Consider the following 16,185-nt stretch of genomic DNA (forward strand, 5'->3'; position numbering starts at 1 on the left):
ACATGAAGCTTCAATACATTGCTCTTCTTATCGCGACAACCTTGCTTGCCGGCTGCGCAACCACAGACCAAAGTCGCAACAGCACCAATCAGGCACAGCAACCCAAAAGACAAAGAGATGCTTCCGATGCAATACCTATTTTCACTGGAAACTACACAGTGACGGATAGCCGCCGCAATCGCTTAAAAATCACATCGGCGAGTCTTTCTGTAGAAGACAATATTCCTGTCATGCGTTTCAAAAATGCAGAAGGAAAGGCTGTCTTGGTGATGGATGCCAATGAATGTGCCGGCGATATCAAGAATAAATTTTCAGGCATGGCTTACTTGTACTGCGCTGGCAAAAAGCCATCCTATGGTGGCATGCCAAACATCTTCTCAGTCTCAGAGAGGAAAGCTGGTCACGCCCAAAAGACAGGTACCTCACTGTTCCCCGACGAGATGATCCTAAAAGATGGACTGTTGATCACTATCTTTCTTGAAGGAGAGAGTGCACTTCCTGGCTATCTGTCTGTCCGACGCGAGCCATAGCCTTTCTGGCACGCCAACACCTGGATTGACCAGAGCAAAAACACAAAAGCCCGCTGGCGAACCTGGCGGGCTTTTTTCCTTGGGCGCTAAATCCGCCAACTGACAAATGTCTTGAACCAATCAAAGCGAGTTAGGAACGAGGCAAACACCAAAGCGGCAAGTAGCCACCTCAGCCTGGGATAGCGCCACACGCTGGAAACCAGTATGAGCGCGGCCAGAAAGCAGAGCGCTACCAAGATGATGTCTGACATGAAGCAATTATCTCAGAGGATCGCTCCTCAAAAACCCTATGGTCGGCAGCCAGCCCGCCATGCGACGGGCATGAATGCTAATGGCTCCAAGAGAAAAAGCCCGCAGTGACTCTCCGGTGATCAAGTAGTCTCCACAACCTTGGGCTCGCTAATTGAACATTGGCACGTCTAAAGGGGGTAGGTCACCACCCGAGCTCACGCCAGCTCGGCCACCACGGCCCGGGTCTACGACCGCTCGAAGGTCTCGAAACGGCAGTCCCTGGGCTGACCTCTATTCCCAAATTGGGAATAAAACAAAAGCCGCGCTACCTTTACGATAGCGCGGCTTCCGCGTGTTTGTTGGTGGGTCCTGCGAGATTCGAACTCGCGACCAACGGATTAAAAGTCCGCTGCTCTACCGACTGAGCTAAAGACCCGAACCACGCCTTGCATGCATCAGATGCTGCTCAGCGAAGACATAGATTCTAGCACCAAATTTTACGCCTCAATTCTTGATGCGGCTCAGTTGATCGATGACCCAACCTGCGGCGCACTGGCCGAAGGTGGCGGTGACGGCCACTACCGAGCCGTAGCCGTGGCAGTTGAGCGTGCCGTCGCCTTCGATGGCGCAGGAGGCGTCAGGCGGTGCCACGGCTTCGCGGCTGAAGACGCAGGCGATGCCGATGCGCTTGCCCTCCTTGGGCGCGCCGTGCTCGCGGCGCAGGCGGTAGCGCAGTTGGGCCAGCAGTGGGTCGTGCGTGGTGGCGCAGAGGTCGTCGATATCGACCTTGTGAGCCAGGCGCTTGCCGCCGGCGGCACCCACGCAGATGAAGCATTGCCGCGTGGCGCGCGCATGGGCGGCCATGGCGGTCTTGGCCTTGACCTGGTCGCAGGCGTCGATGACGGCATCGGCGTCGGGGGGCAACAGGCGCAGCCAGTTGTCCGGGTCAACGAAGTCGTCGATGCAGTGCACGCGGCAGGCCGGATTGATCTGGGCGATGCGCTCGCGCATGGCTTCGATCTTGGCCTGGCCCACGGTGGTGGAAAGCGCGTGAATCTGGCGGTTGACGTTGGACTCGGCAACATGGTCCATATCGATCAGAGTGAGTTCGCCCACGCCGCTGCGCGCCAGCGCCTCGGCGGTCCAGGAGCCCACGCCGCCGATGCCCACCACGACGACGTGCGCGGCGCGGATGCGCGCGGCGCCCGGCACGCCATACAGGCGCTCCAGGCCGCCGAAGCGGCGCTGCAGGTCGGCATCAGAAAAAACAGCGCCTGCTTCAGGCGCTGTCTTGTCTTCTTCCGGGAGGGATGAAGAGACCGTGTCGTTCATCACTTGAGGCTGGCGAGACGGTTCTTGGCCGCAGCCGTGGCTTCGGCGTTGGGATAGGCCTTGATGAGGTCTTCCAGCGTCTTGCGCGCGGCCTTGGTGTCCTTCATCTCGATCTGGCAGTTGGCGATGGACAGGGCCGCCTCCGGCGCCCGGCCGTGCATGGGGGCTGCCGCCAGCAGGGCACGGAAGTTGGTGATCGCATCCTTGTAGTTGCGATTGGCGTACTGCGCATTGCCCAGCCAAAAGCGTGCCGAGGGCACATAGCCGCTCTTGGGCCACTGGTTCAGAAAGGACGAGAAGGCGGTGCCGGCTTCGGCGAAGCTGCCCGCGCGGAACTGCGCCAGCGCCGCTTCGTAGTCGCGCTTTTCTGCGGGGTCGGCCGCGAATTCCTGGCCGTCCACCGTCACCGTGACGGGCTCGAACTGGCGCAGGCGCTCGTCCACGCCCTTGGCGATGTCGCGCTGGCCGCGCTGCAGTTCGGCCACATCGCGCAGCAGCTGCTCGTTCTGGCCGCGCAGCTTGGCTTGCTCGGACTTGAGCTGCTCGATCTGCGACTGCAGTTCGAGCAGGCCACGGCGCGTTTGCGAGCTTTCCTCGGTCATGCGCTGCTGCGACTGCTGCATGCTGTCGACGCGCTGGCGCATTTCCAGGATGGCGCGGCGCGCCTCGTCATCGCCGAACAGTGCGGCATGGCCGCTGGCGGCGTAGCCGGCCATCAGGCCGGCCGCCAGCAGCGTGCGCAGCGCGGTGCGATGCAGGATCGGGGAGCGCTGCATGTTCATCAACGGTAGGACAGTTCAGCGCGGCGGTTTTGCGCGTAGGCGTCTTCGGAATGGCCTTCGGAGGCAGGCTTTTCCTTGCCGTAGCTCACGGCTTCCATTTGCGCATCGCTGACGCCCAGCAGGCCCAGCGAGCGGCGCACGGCTTCGGCGCGCTTTTGGCCCAGGGCCAGGTTGTATTCGCGGCCGCCGCGCTCGTCGGTGTGGCCTTCGATCTGCACCTTGCGTGCAGACGATGCCTTCAGGAAGCGTGCATGGGCTTCGATCTGGGGCTGGGCGTCGGCCTTGACGACGTAGCTGTCGAAGTCGAAGTAGACGATGCGGCTGACGCCTTGGGGACCTGCCTTGTCGGCGGCCGAGCCGGTCAGGTCCACGCCCGAGATGCCGCTTTGCGAGGTGCTGCCGGTGCCGGCACCGCTGCCCTGGCCCGTGCTGGTGGCGCCCGCGTCGGTGACCGGGGTTTCGTCAAGCTTGACGCCCGAGCTGCAACCTGCCATGAGTGCGGTGACTGCAAGTGCCAGGGAAAGTCGTTTGATGGTGATCATGAAAAATCTCCGTATGTCCGGGTGGACTTCGTGCTGAGTTGACTGGTTGACTGAAGAGAAATCGGGGAAGCCGGCTGTCACTGGCGCTGGAACGGACCCCAGTCGGGCTCGCGGATGTCTCCGCCCTGCCCTGCCAGCCGCGCCTTGATCTTTCCGTCCAGCGTGGTGGTCATCAGGGATTCGCGGCCCTGCTGCAGGGTGGCGTAGACGATCAGTCGGCTGTTGGGGGCGAAGCTGGGGCTTTCGTCGGCCGTGGTGTCGGTAATGGCATTCACTGTGCCGGTGCCCAGGTCCATGACGTGGAGCTTGAAGCCGCCGCCCACGCGCGAGACGTAGGCGAGCCACTTTCCATCGGGGCTGACGCTGGGCGAGATGTTGTAGTTGCCGGTGAAGGTGACGCGCTCCGCGCTGCCGCCCGAGGCCGGCACCTTGTAGATCTGCGGGGCGCCGCCACGGTCGCTGACGAAGTAGATGGAGCGGCCATCGCTGGAGAAGTTCGGCTCGGTGTCGATGCCGCTGCTTTGCATCAGGCGGCGCGGCTCGCCGCCCTGGGCACTGATCAGGTACAGCTGCGAGCCGCCGTCGCGGCTGAGCGTGACGGCCAGGGAGTTGCCATCGGGCGACCAGGCCGGTGCGCTGTTGGAGCCCCGGAAGTTGGCAACCAGGCGACGGCGGCCACTGGCCACATCGTGCACATAGACCACGGGCTTGCGCGACTCGAAGGACACGTAGGCCAGTTGGGTTCCAGTGGGCGACCAGGCAGGCGAGATGATGGGTTCGGGGCTGGACAGGGCCGACTGGGCGTTCTCGCCATCGGCATCGGCCACCCACAGGCGGTAGTTGCTGCCCGCCTTGGTCACGTAGGCGATGCGCGTGGAGAACACGCCCTTCTCGCCCGTGAGTTTCTCGTAGATGTAGTCGGAGATGCGGTGGGCCACCAGGCGCAGGTCGCCCGTGGTGACGGCAAAGCCCTGGCCGCCCAGGTCCTGGCCCTTGACCACGTCCCAGAGGCGAAAGCGCACGTCGTAGCGGCCATCGGCCAGGCGCGTGATGCTGCCCACGGCCAGGGAATCGGCGCTTTTCTGGCGCCACATGGCGACGTCGGGGCGCGAGGTTTCATCGAGCTGCACGCCTGCCGTGTCCACGGCGCGGAACTGACCGCTGCGCTCCAGGTCGGCCTGGATGATGGCCGAGATCTTCTGGGGCGCCTGCCCTTCTCCCTTGAATGCTGCAATGGCGATGGGCAACTGGGTCAGGCCTACGCCCGTCACTTCGACGCGGAACTGGGCCAGCGCGGGAATTGCGGGGGTTGAGGCGAGAGCGGCCAGCAGGGTTCGGCGCGAAGTGCGCGGCACGGCCGCCAGGGAGGAGGGAGAAAGGAGTCGGTCAATAGTCATTGGCATTCATCAATATCTACGGGAAGACCCCGGTACTTGCACAGGTGCGAATGTTACACACACTGGATGCGTCACGATGTAAGAACGTGCACTGTAGGGTCTGTCGGCCCAGGCTTTCTCGATCACCGGCAGCCGCATCAGTTCCCCATGAGGCTGCCCCAGGCAAGCCCGCCGTAAAATCCGCGCTTCATGCAAGCACCATCCTCACCGCCGCCGGCCCCTGCGCCGTCCGCCGCACCGGCGGCCCATGATCTCGCCAGCACCCTGACCCTGTCGCAGCGCCTCAAGCGCCTGTCACCCTACTTTGGTGGCCAGCGCCTGGCCTGGACGCTGGCCGTGGCTGCCACGCTGGTGGGCGCGGTCACCGAGCCATTGATCCCTGCCCTGCTGCAGCCGCTGCTGGACAGCGGCTTCACCGACGGCACGCTGCCGCTGTGGTCGGTGCCGCTGGCCATCATCGGCGTGTTCCTGGTGCGGGGCCTGTCGCAGTTCGTGGGCCAGTACGCGCTGGCGCGCATTGCCAACGAGGGCATGCTGGCGCTGCGCAGGCGCCTGTTCGAGCGGCTGCTGGCGGCCGATATGGCGCTGTTCTCGCGCCAGTCTGCCTCATCGCTGTCCAATACCGTGGTCTATGAGGTGCAGACAGGCTCCACGCTGCTGGTGCAGGCCATGCTGGGTATCTCGCGCGACGGCTTCACGCTGGTGGCGCTGCTGGGCTACCTGCTGTATCTGAACTGGCAGCTGACGCTGGTGGTGGCGGCCGTGGTGCCTGGCGTGGCCTGGATCATGAAGACGCTGTCGCGCCGCCTGTACCGCATCACCAAGATCAGCCAGGAGGCCACCGATTCCCTGGCCTATGTGGTGGAAGAGAACGTTCTGGCCCATCGCATGGTGCGCCTGCATGGAGCGCAACAAGGCCAGCAAAAGCGCTTTGGAGGCCTGAGCGGGCAACTGCGCAAGCTGGCGATCAAGGCCACCATCGCCTCGGCGGCCATGACGCCGCTGACCCAATTGCTGGCCGCCGCGGCCCTGTCGGCCGTGATCTGCATCGCGCTGTGGCAAAGCCGGGGCACGGGCGCCGCCGCGGCCAATGTGCAGGATGTGACGGTGGGCAGCTTTGCGGCCTTCATCACTGCCATGCTGATGCTGATTGCCCCCATCCGCCGCCTGGCCGATGTGGCCAACCCCATCACGCGTGGCGTGGCGGCACTGGAGCGTGGCCTGCATCTGCTGGAGGGCTCGGGCGACGAGACCGGCGGCACGCAAGTGCCCGGCAAGGCGCGCGGCGAGATCGAGTTGCGCGACGTGTCCGTGCAGTTTGGCGAGGACAAGGCACCCGCCCTGAGCCATGTGGACCTGCGCGTGCGCCCGGGCGAGGTGGTGGCCCTGGTCGGCCCCTCCGGCGCGGGCAAGACCACGCTGGTGAACCTGCTGCCACGCTTTTTGCAGCCCACGGGCGGCCAGCTGCTGCTGGACGGCACGCCCCTTCCCGAATGGGATCTGGCCGCGCTGCGCCAGCAGTTCGCCATGGTCAGCCAGGACGTGGTGATGTTCAACGACACCATTGCCGCCAACGTGGCGCTGGGCGGGGTGGAAGACGAGGCCCAGCTGTGGGCCGCGCTGGATGCCGCCAATCTGGGCACCCATGTGCGCGGCCTGTCCAATGGACTGCAGACGGTGGTGGGCCACAACGCCAGCCAGCTGTCGGGGGGCCAGCGCCAGCGGCTGGCGATTGCGCGGGCACTGTACAAGGATGCGCCCATCCTGATCCTGGACGAGGCCACATCGGCCCTGGACAATGAATCCGAACGCCTGGTGCAGGAGGCGCTGACGCGGCTGATGCAGGGCCGCACGACCCTGGTCATCGCCCACCGGCTCTCGACCATCGAGCATGCCGACCGCGTGGTGGTGATGGAGCGCGGCCGCATTGCAGAGCAAGGCACGCATGCCGAGCTGCTGGCGCGGGACGGCCTGTACGCCCGATTGAGCAGGAACCACACGCCCTGAGAGGGACAGCAGCGACACCGACGGTGCCACCCGCCTGGCTTGCTGCTACCAGCTTCCGCGCGAAGGCTGGGTCTTGCGTTCGGCCTTGATGGCCTTGGTGAGTTTGTCGACCATGTACTGGCGGTCCACCTGCCTGGCGAAGTCGGCGGCCGTGAAGCCCCGCTGGTTGCGCAGGACGACGTCGGCACCCTCCGTGATGAGCAGGTCCACCACGGCTTCGCTGCTGTATTGGGCGGCCAGCATCAGCGGGGTGGTGCCGTTGGGCGATTCGGCATCGATGTAGGCGCTTTTGTCCAGCAGCAGCTTGACGATGTCCAGCGTCTTGGGCAGGTCGGCGGAGGTGGCATAGTGCAGCGGCGTCCAGCCGGGGCGGTTGACATCGGCGCCCCGGCGTATGAGTTCCTTGGCCAGGTCAAGGTGGCCCTTGATGCAGGCCATCATCAGCGGCGTTTCGCCCTGCTGGGAGGCTTCGTTGACCTTGATGCCCGGGGATTTGAGCAGCACGTCGAACACGCCCAGCGAGCCCTGGTGCAAGGCGGCCACCAGGCCCGGGCGGCCGCGCGTGTCGCGGGTGTTGGGGTCGAAGCCGCGAAAGATCAGGTTGACCATGGCGCGCTCGTTGTCGCTGATGATGGCGCGCACGTAGTCGTCGTACTGGCTGGCATGCGCCAGCCCGCCGCGGGCTGCGGCCAGGGCCACCACGGCCTGGCCGGCCTGGGCCAGCCAGTGGCGACGGTCCACGCCCACGCGGCCACTGGCCGCAGCATTCAGTCGCATGCGACAACCCCCTTGAACAGCTGGTCGAAGTTGGCACTGGTCAGGGCCGCCACGTCCTCCACGGACATGCCGCGCACCTGCGCAATCTGCTGTGCCACGTAAGGCACGTAGGACGGATTGTTGGTCTTGCCGCGATAGGGAACGGGCGCCAGGTAGGGGCTGTCGGTCTCGATCAGCAGGCGGTCGGCCGGCACGAAGGCGGCCACGTCGCGCAGGTGCTGGGCGTTCTTGAAGGTGACGATGCCCGACATGGAGATGTAGTAGCCCAGGTCCAGCGCCGCACGCGCGACCTCCATGGTCTCGGTGAAGCAGTGGAACACGCCGCCGGCCTGGCCTGCCGAGCCGTCCTCGCCTTCTTCGCGCAGGATGGCCAGCGTGTCATCAGAGGCGCTGCGCGTGTGGATGACCAGGGGCTTTTGCGTCTGGCGCGCCGCGCGGATGTGCACGCGAAAGCGCTCGCGCTGCCATTCCAGGTCGGCAATCGTGCGCCCGCCCTTGCGGTCTTCCATGCCGTAGTAGTCCAGTCCCGTTTCGCCGATGGCCACCACGCGCGCCAGGGCGGCGCGCTCGACCAGGTCGGCCACGCTGGGCTCGGTCATGTGTTCCGTATCGGGATGCACGCCCACCGTGGCCCAGAAATTGTCGTGGTCCAGCGCCAGCTGGTGCACATCGCCGAATTCCTCCATCGTGGTGCAGATGCACAGCGCACGCGTGACGCGCGCGGCCGCCATGGCCTCGCGGATCTCGGGCAGGCGGCTTTGCAGCTCGGGGAAATTCAGATGGCAGTGGGAATCGGTAAACATGGAATCTCGTGGTTCAGAAACAGGCATGCCGACCGGAGAGCATTTCCTCCGTGTCGGCATGCGGGCAGAGGCAGGCGCAGGACTCAGACCGTCTGCGTGGCCTTATCCGAGGCCAGAGCCGAGCCCAGGATGTTCTCGATCTTGGCCTTGAGCTCGGCGGACTTCTCGTCCTTGGGGAACTGTATGCCTATGCCCTGCGTGCGGTTGCCCGAGGCGCGCGCGGGCGTGATCCACGCCACGCGGCCGGCCACGGGATAGCGCTGGGGCTCGTCGGGCAGGGTCAGCAGCACGTAGACATCATCGCCAAGACGGTACTCACGCTGCGTGGGCACGAAAACGCCCCCTTCGGCGAACATGGGAATGTAGGCGGCGTACAGCGCGGCCTTTTCCTTGATCGCCAGTTGCATCACGCTGGGACGGGGTGTGGTGGGTGCGGTGCTCATGGGTGGTTTGCAGACATTGGTTCGGTGAGCGGCCGGCGCGATCGGCACCGGGCCCAGGGCAGTAGGTTAACAGGCCGGGCTTTCATGTGGCGAAAAGCACCCAGCCGCGCTGCTGCACTGTCGCCACGCCCCGCTCCCCGCGCCTCATCCCCGGCGCTGGCGGGCGGGCTGGCCGGACATGAGCACGCGCCGGGCCTCGGCGGCCAGGGCCTCGGTCATGAGCCCGGCGTTGAAGGGGTGGTCCGCCGTGCGCGCGGCCTGGGCCAGCGCGCGTGACCATTCGGCCAGCAGGCCCATGTCCAGCGGCCGCGACGGCAGGTCGGCCGGCGTGAAGTAGCGCGGCGCGGCGCCTGCGGCCAGGGCCATCAGGTCGTGGCAGATCTTCTGCAAGGCCTCCACGGCATGGGGCGGAGCATAGGCGGCCAGGGCCGCCACATCGCCCTTGGCCAGCGCGCGCGGCAACTGGGACCATGCGGCCATGTCCTTGCCGCCACCGCTGTGCGCCAATGCCAGCGCGTCGCCGGGGCGCCCGCCTGAGGCGCGCAGCGCAACGGCGGCCGCTTCCGGGGCCACGCCCTGCTCCTGCAGCCAGGCCAGGGCCTCTTGCTGATCGGGCCAGGCCATGGTGTGGGTCAGGCAACGGCTGCGGATGGTGGGCAGCAGCTGGTGGGCCGCCTCGCTGGCCAGCACGAAGCGGGCATCGCCCGGCGGCTCCTCCAGCGTCTTGAGCAGCGCATTGGCCGTGATGGCGTTCATCTGCTCGGCCGGATAGACCAGCACGGCCTTGCCGCGCCCGCGCGCGCTGGTGCGCTGGCAGAACTCCACGGCGTCGCGCATGGCCTCGACACGGATTTCCTTGCTGGGCTTGCGCTTCTTGTCGTCGATATCGGCCTGGGCCTTCTCGGGCAGCGGCCAGCCCAGCGCCATCATCTGCACCTCGGGCATGAGCACGCACAGGTCGGCATGGGCGCGCACGTCGATGGCGTGGCAGCTGCCGCAGTGGCCGCAGGCCCCCTGGGGCGACGGCGATTCGCACAGCCAGGCGCGCACCAGCGACAGCGACAGTGCGTACTGGCCCAGGCCGGAAGGCCCCTGCAGCAGCCAGGCGTGGCCGCGCTGGGCCAGCAGGCGCGTGCGTTGCCCGGCGATCCAGGCGGTGTCGGTCTCGGCCGGTTGTGGCAGGGCCTCGCTCATGCGGCACCTGCCTGTCCGCCGACCATGATGGCCAGCCAGCCCCGGCGCACCATGACCTGGGTGATCTGCTGCCAGACCACATGCCGGCTGGCGTTGGAGTCGATGCGCGCAAAGCGCTGGGGCGCGGCGGCAGCGCGCGCCGCATAGCCCTGGGCCACGCGTGCGAAAAAGCTGCCGGGCTCGGACTCGAATCGATCCGGCACGCGGGCCGAGGCCAGGCGCTCGGCGGCCACCTCGGCGGGCAGATCGAACCAGAGCGTCAGGTGGGGCTCGCGCAGCAGATCGGGCTGGGGGGCGGTGCCCGTCTGCACCATGCGCTCCAGCGTCGCCAGCGGCTGCAAGTCGAAGCCACGGCCCGCACCCTGGTAGGCAAAGGTGGCATCGGTGAAGCGGTCGCAGAGCACGACTTCGCCGCGCGCCAGCGCAGGCTCGATCACCTGCACAAGGTGGTCGCGTCGCGCGGCAAAGGCGATCAGGGCCTCGGTCAGCGGGTCCATGGGGTCGTGCAGCATCAGCGCGCGCAGCTTTTCGGCCAGCGGCGTGCCGCCGGGCTCGCGGGTGAGCGTCACCGTGCGGCCCTGGTCACGGAAAGCCTGGGCCAGCGACGCGATGTGCGAGGACTTGCCGGCGCCATCGATGCCTTCGAAGCTGATGAACAGGCCGGCGGGAATTGCAGTGGTCATATGGAAAGAGAGGATACGCAAGCGCTGCGCAGAGCGCAGCAGCCCTGGGGAATATCTCAGGGCTTTTGCTCAGGGCTTTTGCTCAGGGCTTTTGCTGGCCACGCTGGTAGCGGTTCACGGCGCGGTTGTGCTCGTCCAGCGAGGCACTGAAATGGCTGGAGCCGTCGCCACGCGCCACAAAGTACAGCGCCTTGGTCTGTCCGGGCTGCACGGCGGCCATGAGGGCGGCCTTGCCGGGCATGGCAATGGGCGTGGGTGGCAGGCCCGCGCGGGTGTAGGTGTTCCAGGGCGTGTCGGTCTGCAGGTCGCGGCGGCGCAGGTTGCCGTCGAATTTCTCGCCCAGGCCGTAGATCACGGTGGGATCGGTCTGCAGCAGCATGCCGATGCGCAGGCGGTTGCTGAAGACACCGGCGATCTGTGCGCGGTCGGCCGCGCGGCCGGTTTCCTTCTCGACGATGCTGGCCAGGATCAGCGCTTCGTCGGGCGTCTTGAGCGGCGTGTCGGCCGAGCGCAGCGCCCAGACATCGGCCAGGCGCCGGTCCATGGCATGCAGGGCGCGGCGCAGCACGGCCAGGTCGGAGCTGCCCTTGGCATAGGTATAGGTATCGGGGAAGAAGCGGCCCTCGGGCGCCACGCCCGCGCGGCCCAGGGCCTGCATGAGGGCTGCGTCGTCCATGCCTGCGCTTTCCTGGCGCAGGAATTCCTCGCGGGCCAGGGCCGCGCGCACCTGGCGCCAGTTCCAGCCTTCCACCAGGGTCAGTGCCTTGAGCGATTCCTCGCCGCGCGCGAGTTTTTGCAGCAGCACATAGGGGGTCAGGCCCGTGGTCAGCTCGTAGTTGCCGGCCTTGATCTGCCGGTCCTGCCCCGAGACGCGGAACCAGGCGTACAGCAGCCGCGCATCGGTCTGCACGCCGGCCTTGACCACTTCGCGGGCCACGCCACGCGGCGTGGTGCCGGGTTCGACCTCCAGCTCCAGCGTAGGCTGGGCCAGCGGCAGCGGCTGGTTCAGCCACCACCAGCCGGCACCGGCCAGCACGGCGGCCAGCACCAGCAGCATCATCAAAGCGCGAAAGATAAAGCGCACAACCTCGGTCCAAGCAAGCAATAGAGCGGCTGATCATAATTCAGCCATGACCCAGCCTTTACTGAACGGCATTGCTTCCGTTTCCCATCTCGGCGTGATACGCGCCCTCGGCGAAGACGCCGCCCAGTTCCTGCATGGACAGCTGACCAACGACTTCGCGCTGCTGGATCTGCAGCATGCGCGTCTGGCGGCGTTCTGCACGGCCAAGGGCCGCATGCTGGCCAGCTTCATCGGCTTCAAGCGCAGCAAGGACGAGATCCTGCTGCTGTGCGACCGCAGCCTGCTGGCGCCCACGCTCAAGCGCCTGTCCATGTTCGTGCTGCGCGCCAAGTGCAAGCTCAGCGACGCCACGGCCGAATTCACGCTGCACGGGCTGGCTGGCGATGCCGCCGCGCAGGCCCAGGGCCCGGCAGCCGTGCCCTGGACCAAGACCGATGACGGCGACGCCAGCCTGATCGCCCTGTACCCGGCCGCCGGCCAGCCGCGCGCCCTGCGCGTGGCGCCCGTGGGCGCGCCCCTGCCCGAAGGCCCTGCACTCAGCGAGGCAGACTGGCTCTGGAGCGAAGTCGCCAGCGGCATTGCCACGCTGTCGGCACCTGTGGTGGATGCCTTTGTGCCGCAGATGCTCAACTACGAATCGGTGGAAGGCGTGAACTTCAAGAAGGGCTGCTACCCGGGCCAGGAGGTGGTGGCCCGCAGCCAGTTCCGGGGCACGCTCAAGCGCCGTGCCTACATCGCCCATGCCCAGCAGCCGCTGGCAGCTGGCATGGAAGTCTTCACGCCCGAGGATCTGGAGCAGGCCACCGGGACCGTGGTCCAGGCCGCCCCGGCACCCGATGGCAGCTGGGATGCCATCATCTCCATGCAGACCAGCTCGGCCGACAAGCCCCTGCTGGCCCACGCCGCACTGGGCGAAGGCCAGCGCGCCGATGCCGCACAGGCCGTGGCGCTGCAGCTCAAGCCCCTGCCCTACGCGTTGCGCGAGGACATTTGAGATTTGAGCCTTGCACCGCCTGAGCTGCCTGCAGCTCAGGCGGTGAGCACTTTCCTCATGGTGATGTGGGGAATGCCGGCCTCTTCATAGGGCTCGCCTTCCGGCGTGAAGCCCGCGCGCAGGTAGAACGACTCGGCATGGCGCTGCGCGTGCAGCACGACTTCGCGGTCACCGCGCTGGCGGGAGGCTTCGACCAGGCTGTCCAGCACGATGCGGCCCCAGCGGCCGCCGCGCACGCTGCGGTCCACGGCCATGCGGCCGATCCTGCCCGCGCCGGGGCTGTCGCTGACCAGGCGGCCGGTGGCGATCGGCTGGCCCAGGCCGTTGTAGACCACGGCGTGGCGGGCCACGGGGTCGAATTCGTCGATCTCGATCTCGCGCGGCACGCCCTGCTCGTGCACGAACACGGCCAGGCGCAGGCGCTCGGCGTCGCGGCCCAGGTCGTTCCAGCTGCCCGACTCCACGCGCACCACGCTCTGGCCAGCCTCGTAGGCCGTGAGCACGTCACGCAGCGGCTGCGGCACGGGCAGCGGCTGGCGCGTGGCGGCGTCGGCGAACACATAGACCAGTTCCACCGTATTGAGCAGCTCCATGCCGCGGAAGATGCCGGCCTCGAACAGCAGCGAGGTATTGCCCTGCCTGGCGCAGCGTATGCCCACGTGCAGCACGTCGCCCAGAGTGGCCGATGCGTGGTAGGTGGTGGTGGCCTTCTTGACGAACAACTCGCCGCCCAGGGCCGCGAAGGACGATTCATAGGGCAGGCCCAGCTGGCGCCAGTAGTCGGTGACGGCCACGTCGGCGTACATCAGGTAGTGGGCGTTGAAGACGATCTTCTGGGCGTCCACTTCGGACCAGCGCACTTCGATGCGTTGCAGCGTGCGGAAATCTTGGCGTTGCATGGGTGTGTTTCTCTCCTGTTGTCTTGGGGTGTCTTGGTGTGTCTTTGTGTGTTTTGGTGCGTCTTGGCCTTCAGGCCGCGAAGGCGTCGGCCAAGGCGCGCGCCATGTCGGCATGTGCATGGCGCGCTTCGGCAATGGCGCGGCCCATCTTGACGAATTCATGGGTCACGCCCCGGTAGATCTCCAGGTCCACGGGCACGCCGGACATGCGCAGCTTGTCGGCGTATTCCACGCCCTCGTCCACCAGCGGGTCGCATTCGGCCAGGCCTATCCAGGCCGGGGCCACGCCGTCCACATCGGGGGCCAGCAGCGGGGCAAAGCGCCAGTCCTCGCGGTCGGCGGGGCTGTTCAGGTACTGGGCGAAGAACCAGGTGATGGCCGGCTCGTCGATCACCAGCCCGTGGGCGAAGCGGCGGTGCGAGTCGGTGTCCTGATTCGCCGTCGTGCCCGGGTAGATCAGCAGTTGCAGGGCCAGCTTGAGGCCCGCGTCGCGCGCATGGATGGCGCAGGCTGCGGCCAGCGTGCCGCCCGCGCTGTCGCCACCCACGGCCAGGCGCCCAGGATCGGCGCCCAGCGAGGCCGCCTTCGCGGCCAGCCACTGCAGCGCGTCCCAGGCATCGTTGTGGGCGGTGGGAAACTTGTGCTCTGGCGCGCGCCGGTAGTCCAGCGAGACCACCATGGCGCCCGACAGACGGGCCAGCTGGCGGCACAGCACGTCGTGCGTGGCCACGCTGCCCACGGTGAAGCCGCCGCCGTGCAGATACAGCAGCGCGGGCAGGCCCGTGGCCGGCGCCTGGCAGCGCTCCACGGGCGCATACAGCCGCGCGGGCAGCACGGCGCCATCGCGCGCGGGAATCGGCAGATCCTCGACACGCGGCAGGACAGGCTTGGGAATCTCGAGCACGCCGGCCCCCGCCTCGTAGGCGGCACGTGCGCCCTCGGCGCCCAGCTGGTGCAGGGGCGTGCGCGCGGCGCGCTCCATGCGGCGCAGCACATCGCGCATCTGGTGGGTCAGGGACGCCGGCAGCGGCGTGGCATGGGAGGAGGATTCAGGCTGGGGCACGTTCAGGGGCACGTTCAGGGACAGGTTCGGCGGGGGCTATCTGGCAAGGCAATCCGGTGCGGACGGCAAGGTGCGGCAGGCCAGGCGCAGCAGGCATTGTGCCGCGAGCGCAAGGCCCTGGCAGCCATGCGATGGCAGCGCATGCCCGCGCTGTCGCCCCCGTGACCGCCGCAGCGCCCTCTCAGGGTTTGCTTTGTTTGCAGTGCAGCACGCGCGGTCTAGATTCGGCGCACTCCCCTGATCCCCACCACGGGCCGCAGCGGCCCGCAACGAGTCACCGACCATGGCCTTCATCAACTACGTCACCCAGATCCAGTTTGACTTCGGCGCCGTGCGCCTGTTGCGCCAGGAGTGCGAGCGCGTGGGCATCACGCGGCCGCTGATCGTCACCGACCAGGGCGTCAAGGCCGCTGGCGTACTGCAAAAGGCGCTGGATGCGCTGGGCGGCATGCCGCATGCGGTGTTCGACCAGACGCCCTCCAACCCCACCGAGGCCGCCGTGCGCGCGGCCGCTGCCATCTACCAGGAGCAGCGCTGCGACGGCCTGATCGCCGTGGGCGGCGGCAGCGCCATCGACTGCGCCAAGGGCGTGGCGATTGCGGCCACGCACGAAGGGCCGCTGTCGCACTACGCCACCATCGAGGGAGGCTCGCCGCGCATCAGCGAGCGCGTGGCCCCGCTGATTGCCGTGCCCACCACCAGCGGCACGGGCAGCGAGGTGGCACGCGGCGCCATCATCATCGTTGACGACCACCGCAAGCTGGGTTTTCACAGCTGGCACCTGGTGCCCCGAGCCGCCATCTGCGACCCGGAACTGACCTACGGCCTGCCCGCCATGCTGACGGCCGCCACGGGCATGGACGCCATCGCCCATTGCATGGAGACCTTCATGGCTGCGGCGTTCAACCCGCCTGCCGACGGCATTGCGCTCGATGGCCTCACGCGCGGCTGGGCCCACATCGAGCGCGCCACGCGCAATGGCCAGGACGCCGAGGCACGCCGCCAGTTGATGAGCGCCAGCATGCAGGGCGCCATGGCGTTCCAGAAGGGCCTGGGCTGCGTGCACAGCCTCAGCCACAGCCTGGGCAGCGTGAACCCGCGCCTGCACCATGGCACGCTGAACGCCATGTTCCTGCCCGCCGTGGTGCGCTTCAATGCCGAGGCAGAGAGCGTGCGCGCCGAACAGCGCCTGCAGCGCATGGCCCACGCCATGGGCCTGGACTCGGGCAGCGACATTCCCGAAGCCATACGCGACATGAACGCCCGCCTGGGCCTGCCCACGGGCCTGGCGGCCATGGGCGTGGAGCGCGCCCAGTTCGCGGCCGTGATCGGCGGCGCGCTCAAGGACCATTGCCACGGCACGAACCCGCGCCTGGCCAGCGCCGACGACTACGAGCAGATGCTGGCCACCTCGCTGTGAGCGG

The 16,185-nt window shown here is 67.1% G+C and carries 16 protein-coding genes and 1 tRNA gene; 4 read left to right on the forward strand and 13 right to left on the reverse strand.

The features are described from left to right. Window positions 1-2: 2 nt before the first annotated feature. Window positions 3-530: a hypothetical protein gene (locus ACFPFG_RS03205; RefSeq protein ID WP_380105009.1), complete on the forward strand. Its 528-nt coding sequence runs from the start codon at window positions 3-5 to the stop codon at window positions 528-530. 591 nt (window positions 531-1,121) lie between these two features. Here ACFPFG_RS03205 and ACFPFG_RS03210 read toward each other — a convergent pair. The 5 genes from ACFPFG_RS03210 to tolB form a co-directional block, all read right to left on the reverse strand. Next, window positions 1,122-1,197, reverse strand: a tRNA-Lys gene (locus ACFPFG_RS03210). A 68-nt stretch (window positions 1,198-1,265) separates the two neighbouring features. Further along, on the reverse strand, window positions 1,266-2,093 hold the full coding sequence (locus ACFPFG_RS03215; protein ID WP_197956512.1) for a tRNA threonylcarbamoyladenosine dehydratase: 828 nt from the start codon (window positions 2,091-2,093) through the stop codon (window positions 1,266-1,268). Continuing rightward, window positions 2,093-2,875 carry a tol-pal system protein YbgF gene (gene ybgF / locus ACFPFG_RS03220; protein WP_183020492.1) on the reverse strand — a complete coding sequence of 261 codons (783 nt, stop codon included), beginning with the start codon at window positions 2,873-2,875 and terminating at the stop codon, window positions 2,093-2,095. Before ybgF ends, ACFPFG_RS03215 begins: the two co-directional genes overlap by 1 nt. Next, window positions 2,875-3,417, reverse strand: coding sequence for a peptidoglycan-associated lipoprotein Pal (pal, locus tag ACFPFG_RS03225; protein ID WP_183020491.1), 543 nt, complete (start codon window positions 3,415-3,417; stop codon window positions 2,875-2,877). Before pal ends, ybgF begins: the two co-directional genes overlap by 1 nt. A gap of 77 nt (window positions 3,418-3,494) precedes the next feature. After that, window positions 3,495-4,814: a Tol-Pal system beta propeller repeat protein TolB gene (tolB, locus tag ACFPFG_RS03230; protein WP_013802697.1), complete on the reverse strand. Its 1,320-nt coding sequence runs from the start codon at window positions 4,812-4,814 to the stop codon at window positions 3,495-3,497. A 189-nt stretch (window positions 4,815-5,003) separates the two neighbouring features. Between tolB and msbA the strand changes: the two genes are divergently transcribed. Next, window positions 5,004-6,821, forward strand: a complete 1,818-nt coding sequence (gene msbA / locus ACFPFG_RS03235; RefSeq protein ID WP_183020490.1) for a lipid A export permease/ATP-binding protein MsbA — start codon at window positions 5,004-5,006, stop codon at window positions 6,819-6,821. 45 nt (window positions 6,822-6,866) lie between these two features. Here msbA and ACFPFG_RS03240 read toward each other — a convergent pair whose 3' ends face one another. From ACFPFG_RS03240 to mltG, 6 genes are all read right to left on the reverse strand, one after another. Further along, window positions 6,867-7,598 (reverse strand): ankyrin repeat domain-containing protein, encoded by a 732-nt coding sequence (locus ACFPFG_RS03240; protein ID WP_380105013.1) that lies wholly within the window; start codon window positions 7,596-7,598, stop codon window positions 6,867-6,869. Continuing rightward, window positions 7,589-8,401 carry a TatD family hydrolase gene (locus tag ACFPFG_RS03245; protein ID WP_063326318.1) on the reverse strand — a complete coding sequence of 271 codons (813 nt, stop codon included), beginning with the start codon at window positions 8,399-8,401 and terminating at the stop codon, window positions 7,589-7,591. The genes ACFPFG_RS03240 and ACFPFG_RS03245 overlap by 10 nt, the downstream gene beginning before the upstream one ends. Window positions 8,402-8,484: 83 nt before the next feature. Next, window positions 8,485-8,844 (reverse strand): PilZ domain-containing protein, encoded by a 360-nt coding sequence (locus tag ACFPFG_RS03250; RefSeq protein ID WP_012205228.1) that lies wholly within the window; start codon window positions 8,842-8,844, stop codon window positions 8,485-8,487. Window positions 8,845-8,988: 144 nt separating this feature from the next. After that, window positions 8,989-10,038: a DNA polymerase III subunit delta' gene (locus ACFPFG_RS03255; protein WP_380105016.1), complete on the reverse strand. Its 1,050-nt coding sequence runs from the start codon at window positions 10,036-10,038 to the stop codon at window positions 8,989-8,991. After that, window positions 10,035-10,709 carry a dTMP kinase gene (gene tmk, locus ACFPFG_RS03260; RefSeq protein ID WP_380110223.1) on the reverse strand — a complete coding sequence of 225 codons (675 nt, stop codon included), beginning with the start codon at window positions 10,707-10,709 and terminating at the stop codon, window positions 10,035-10,037. Before tmk ends, ACFPFG_RS03255 begins: the two co-directional genes overlap by 4 nt. Before the next feature lie 94 nt (window positions 10,710-10,803). Continuing rightward, window positions 10,804-11,805: an endolytic transglycosylase MltG gene (gene mltG, locus ACFPFG_RS03265; RefSeq protein ID WP_310889403.1), complete on the reverse strand. Its 1,002-nt coding sequence runs from the start codon at window positions 11,803-11,805 to the stop codon at window positions 10,804-10,806. Window positions 11,806-11,851: 46 nt separating this feature from the next. On the opposite strand from mltG, the gene ygfZ reads away from it, so the two are divergent. After that, entirely contained in the window at window positions 11,852-12,799 is a 948-nt protein-coding gene (gene ygfZ / locus ACFPFG_RS03270) for a CAF17-like 4Fe-4S cluster assembly/insertion protein YgfZ (RefSeq protein WP_380105018.1), read from the forward strand. 35 nt (window positions 12,800-12,834) lie between these two features. On the opposite strand, the gene ACFPFG_RS03275 is transcribed toward ygfZ, so the two are convergent. Beyond that, on the reverse strand, window positions 12,835-13,698 hold the full coding sequence (locus ACFPFG_RS03275; protein ID WP_380105020.1) for a YbgC/FadM family acyl-CoA thioesterase: 864 nt from the start codon (window positions 13,696-13,698) through the stop codon (window positions 12,835-12,837). 70 nt (window positions 13,699-13,768) lie between these two features. Further along, window positions 13,769-14,773, reverse strand: coding sequence for an alpha/beta hydrolase (locus tag ACFPFG_RS03280; protein ID WP_380105022.1), 1,005 nt, complete (start codon window positions 14,771-14,773; stop codon window positions 13,769-13,771). A gap of 271 nt (window positions 14,774-15,044) precedes the next feature. Here ACFPFG_RS03280 and ACFPFG_RS03285 point away from each other — a divergent pair, with 271 nt between their 5' ends. Then, window positions 15,045-16,181, forward strand: a complete 1,137-nt coding sequence (locus ACFPFG_RS03285) for an iron-containing alcohol dehydrogenase (RefSeq protein ID WP_380105024.1) — start codon at window positions 15,045-15,047, stop codon at window positions 16,179-16,181. Window positions 16,182-16,185 lie beyond the last annotated feature (4 nt).

The organism is Delftia deserti, from assembly GCF_042653485.1.
GTDB lineage: Bacteria > Pseudomonadota > Gammaproteobacteria > Burkholderiales > Burkholderiaceae_C > Comamonas > Comamonas acidovorans.

What these genes read in the sequence shown, in the direction of transcription:
- ACFPFG_RS03205 (WP_380105009.1), top strand. Translation starts at nt 3, where the DNA reads ATGAAGCTTCAATACATTGCTCTTCTTATCGCGACAACCTTGCTTGCC.
- ACFPFG_RS03215 (WP_197956512.1), bottom strand. Translation starts at nt 2,093, where the DNA reads ATGAACGACACGGTCTCTTCATCCCTCCCGGAAGAAGACAAGACAGCG.
- ybgF (WP_183020492.1), bottom strand. Translation starts at nt 2,875, where the DNA reads ATGAACATGCAGCGCTCCCCGATCCTGCATCGCACCGCGCTGCGCACG.
- pal (WP_183020491.1), bottom strand. Translation starts at nt 3,417, where the DNA reads ATGATCACCATCAAACGACTTTCCCTGGCACTTGCAGTCACCGCACTC.
- tolB (WP_013802697.1), bottom strand. Translation starts at nt 4,814, where the DNA reads ATGACTATTGACCGACTCCTTTCTCCCTCCTCCCTGGCGGCCGTGCCG.
- msbA (WP_183020490.1), top strand. Translation starts at nt 5,004, where the DNA reads ATGCAAGCACCATCCTCACCGCCGCCGGCCCCTGCGCCGTCCGCCGCA.
- ACFPFG_RS03240 (WP_380105013.1), bottom strand. Translation starts at nt 7,598, where the DNA reads ATGCGACTGAATGCTGCGGCCAGTGGCCGCGTGGGCGTGGACCGTCGC.
- ACFPFG_RS03245 (WP_063326318.1), bottom strand. Translation starts at nt 8,401, where the DNA reads ATGTTTACCGATTCCCACTGCCATCTGAATTTCCCCGAGCTGCAAAGC.
- ACFPFG_RS03250 (WP_012205228.1), bottom strand. Translation starts at nt 8,844, where the DNA reads ATGAGCACCGCACCCACCACACCCCGTCCCAGCGTGATGCAACTGGCG.
- ACFPFG_RS03255 (WP_380105016.1), bottom strand. Translation starts at nt 10,038, where the DNA reads ATGAGCGAGGCCCTGCCACAACCGGCCGAGACCGACACCGCCTGGATC.
- ygfZ (WP_380105018.1), top strand. Translation starts at nt 11,852, where the DNA reads ATGACCCAGCCTTTACTGAACGGCATTGCTTCCGTTTCCCATCTCGGC.
- ACFPFG_RS03275 (WP_380105020.1), bottom strand. Translation starts at nt 13,698, where the DNA reads ATGCAACGCCAAGATTTCCGCACGCTGCAACGCATCGAAGTGCGCTGG.
- ACFPFG_RS03285 (WP_380105024.1), top strand. Translation starts at nt 15,045, where the DNA reads ATGGCCTTCATCAACTACGTCACCCAGATCCAGTTTGACTTCGGCGCC.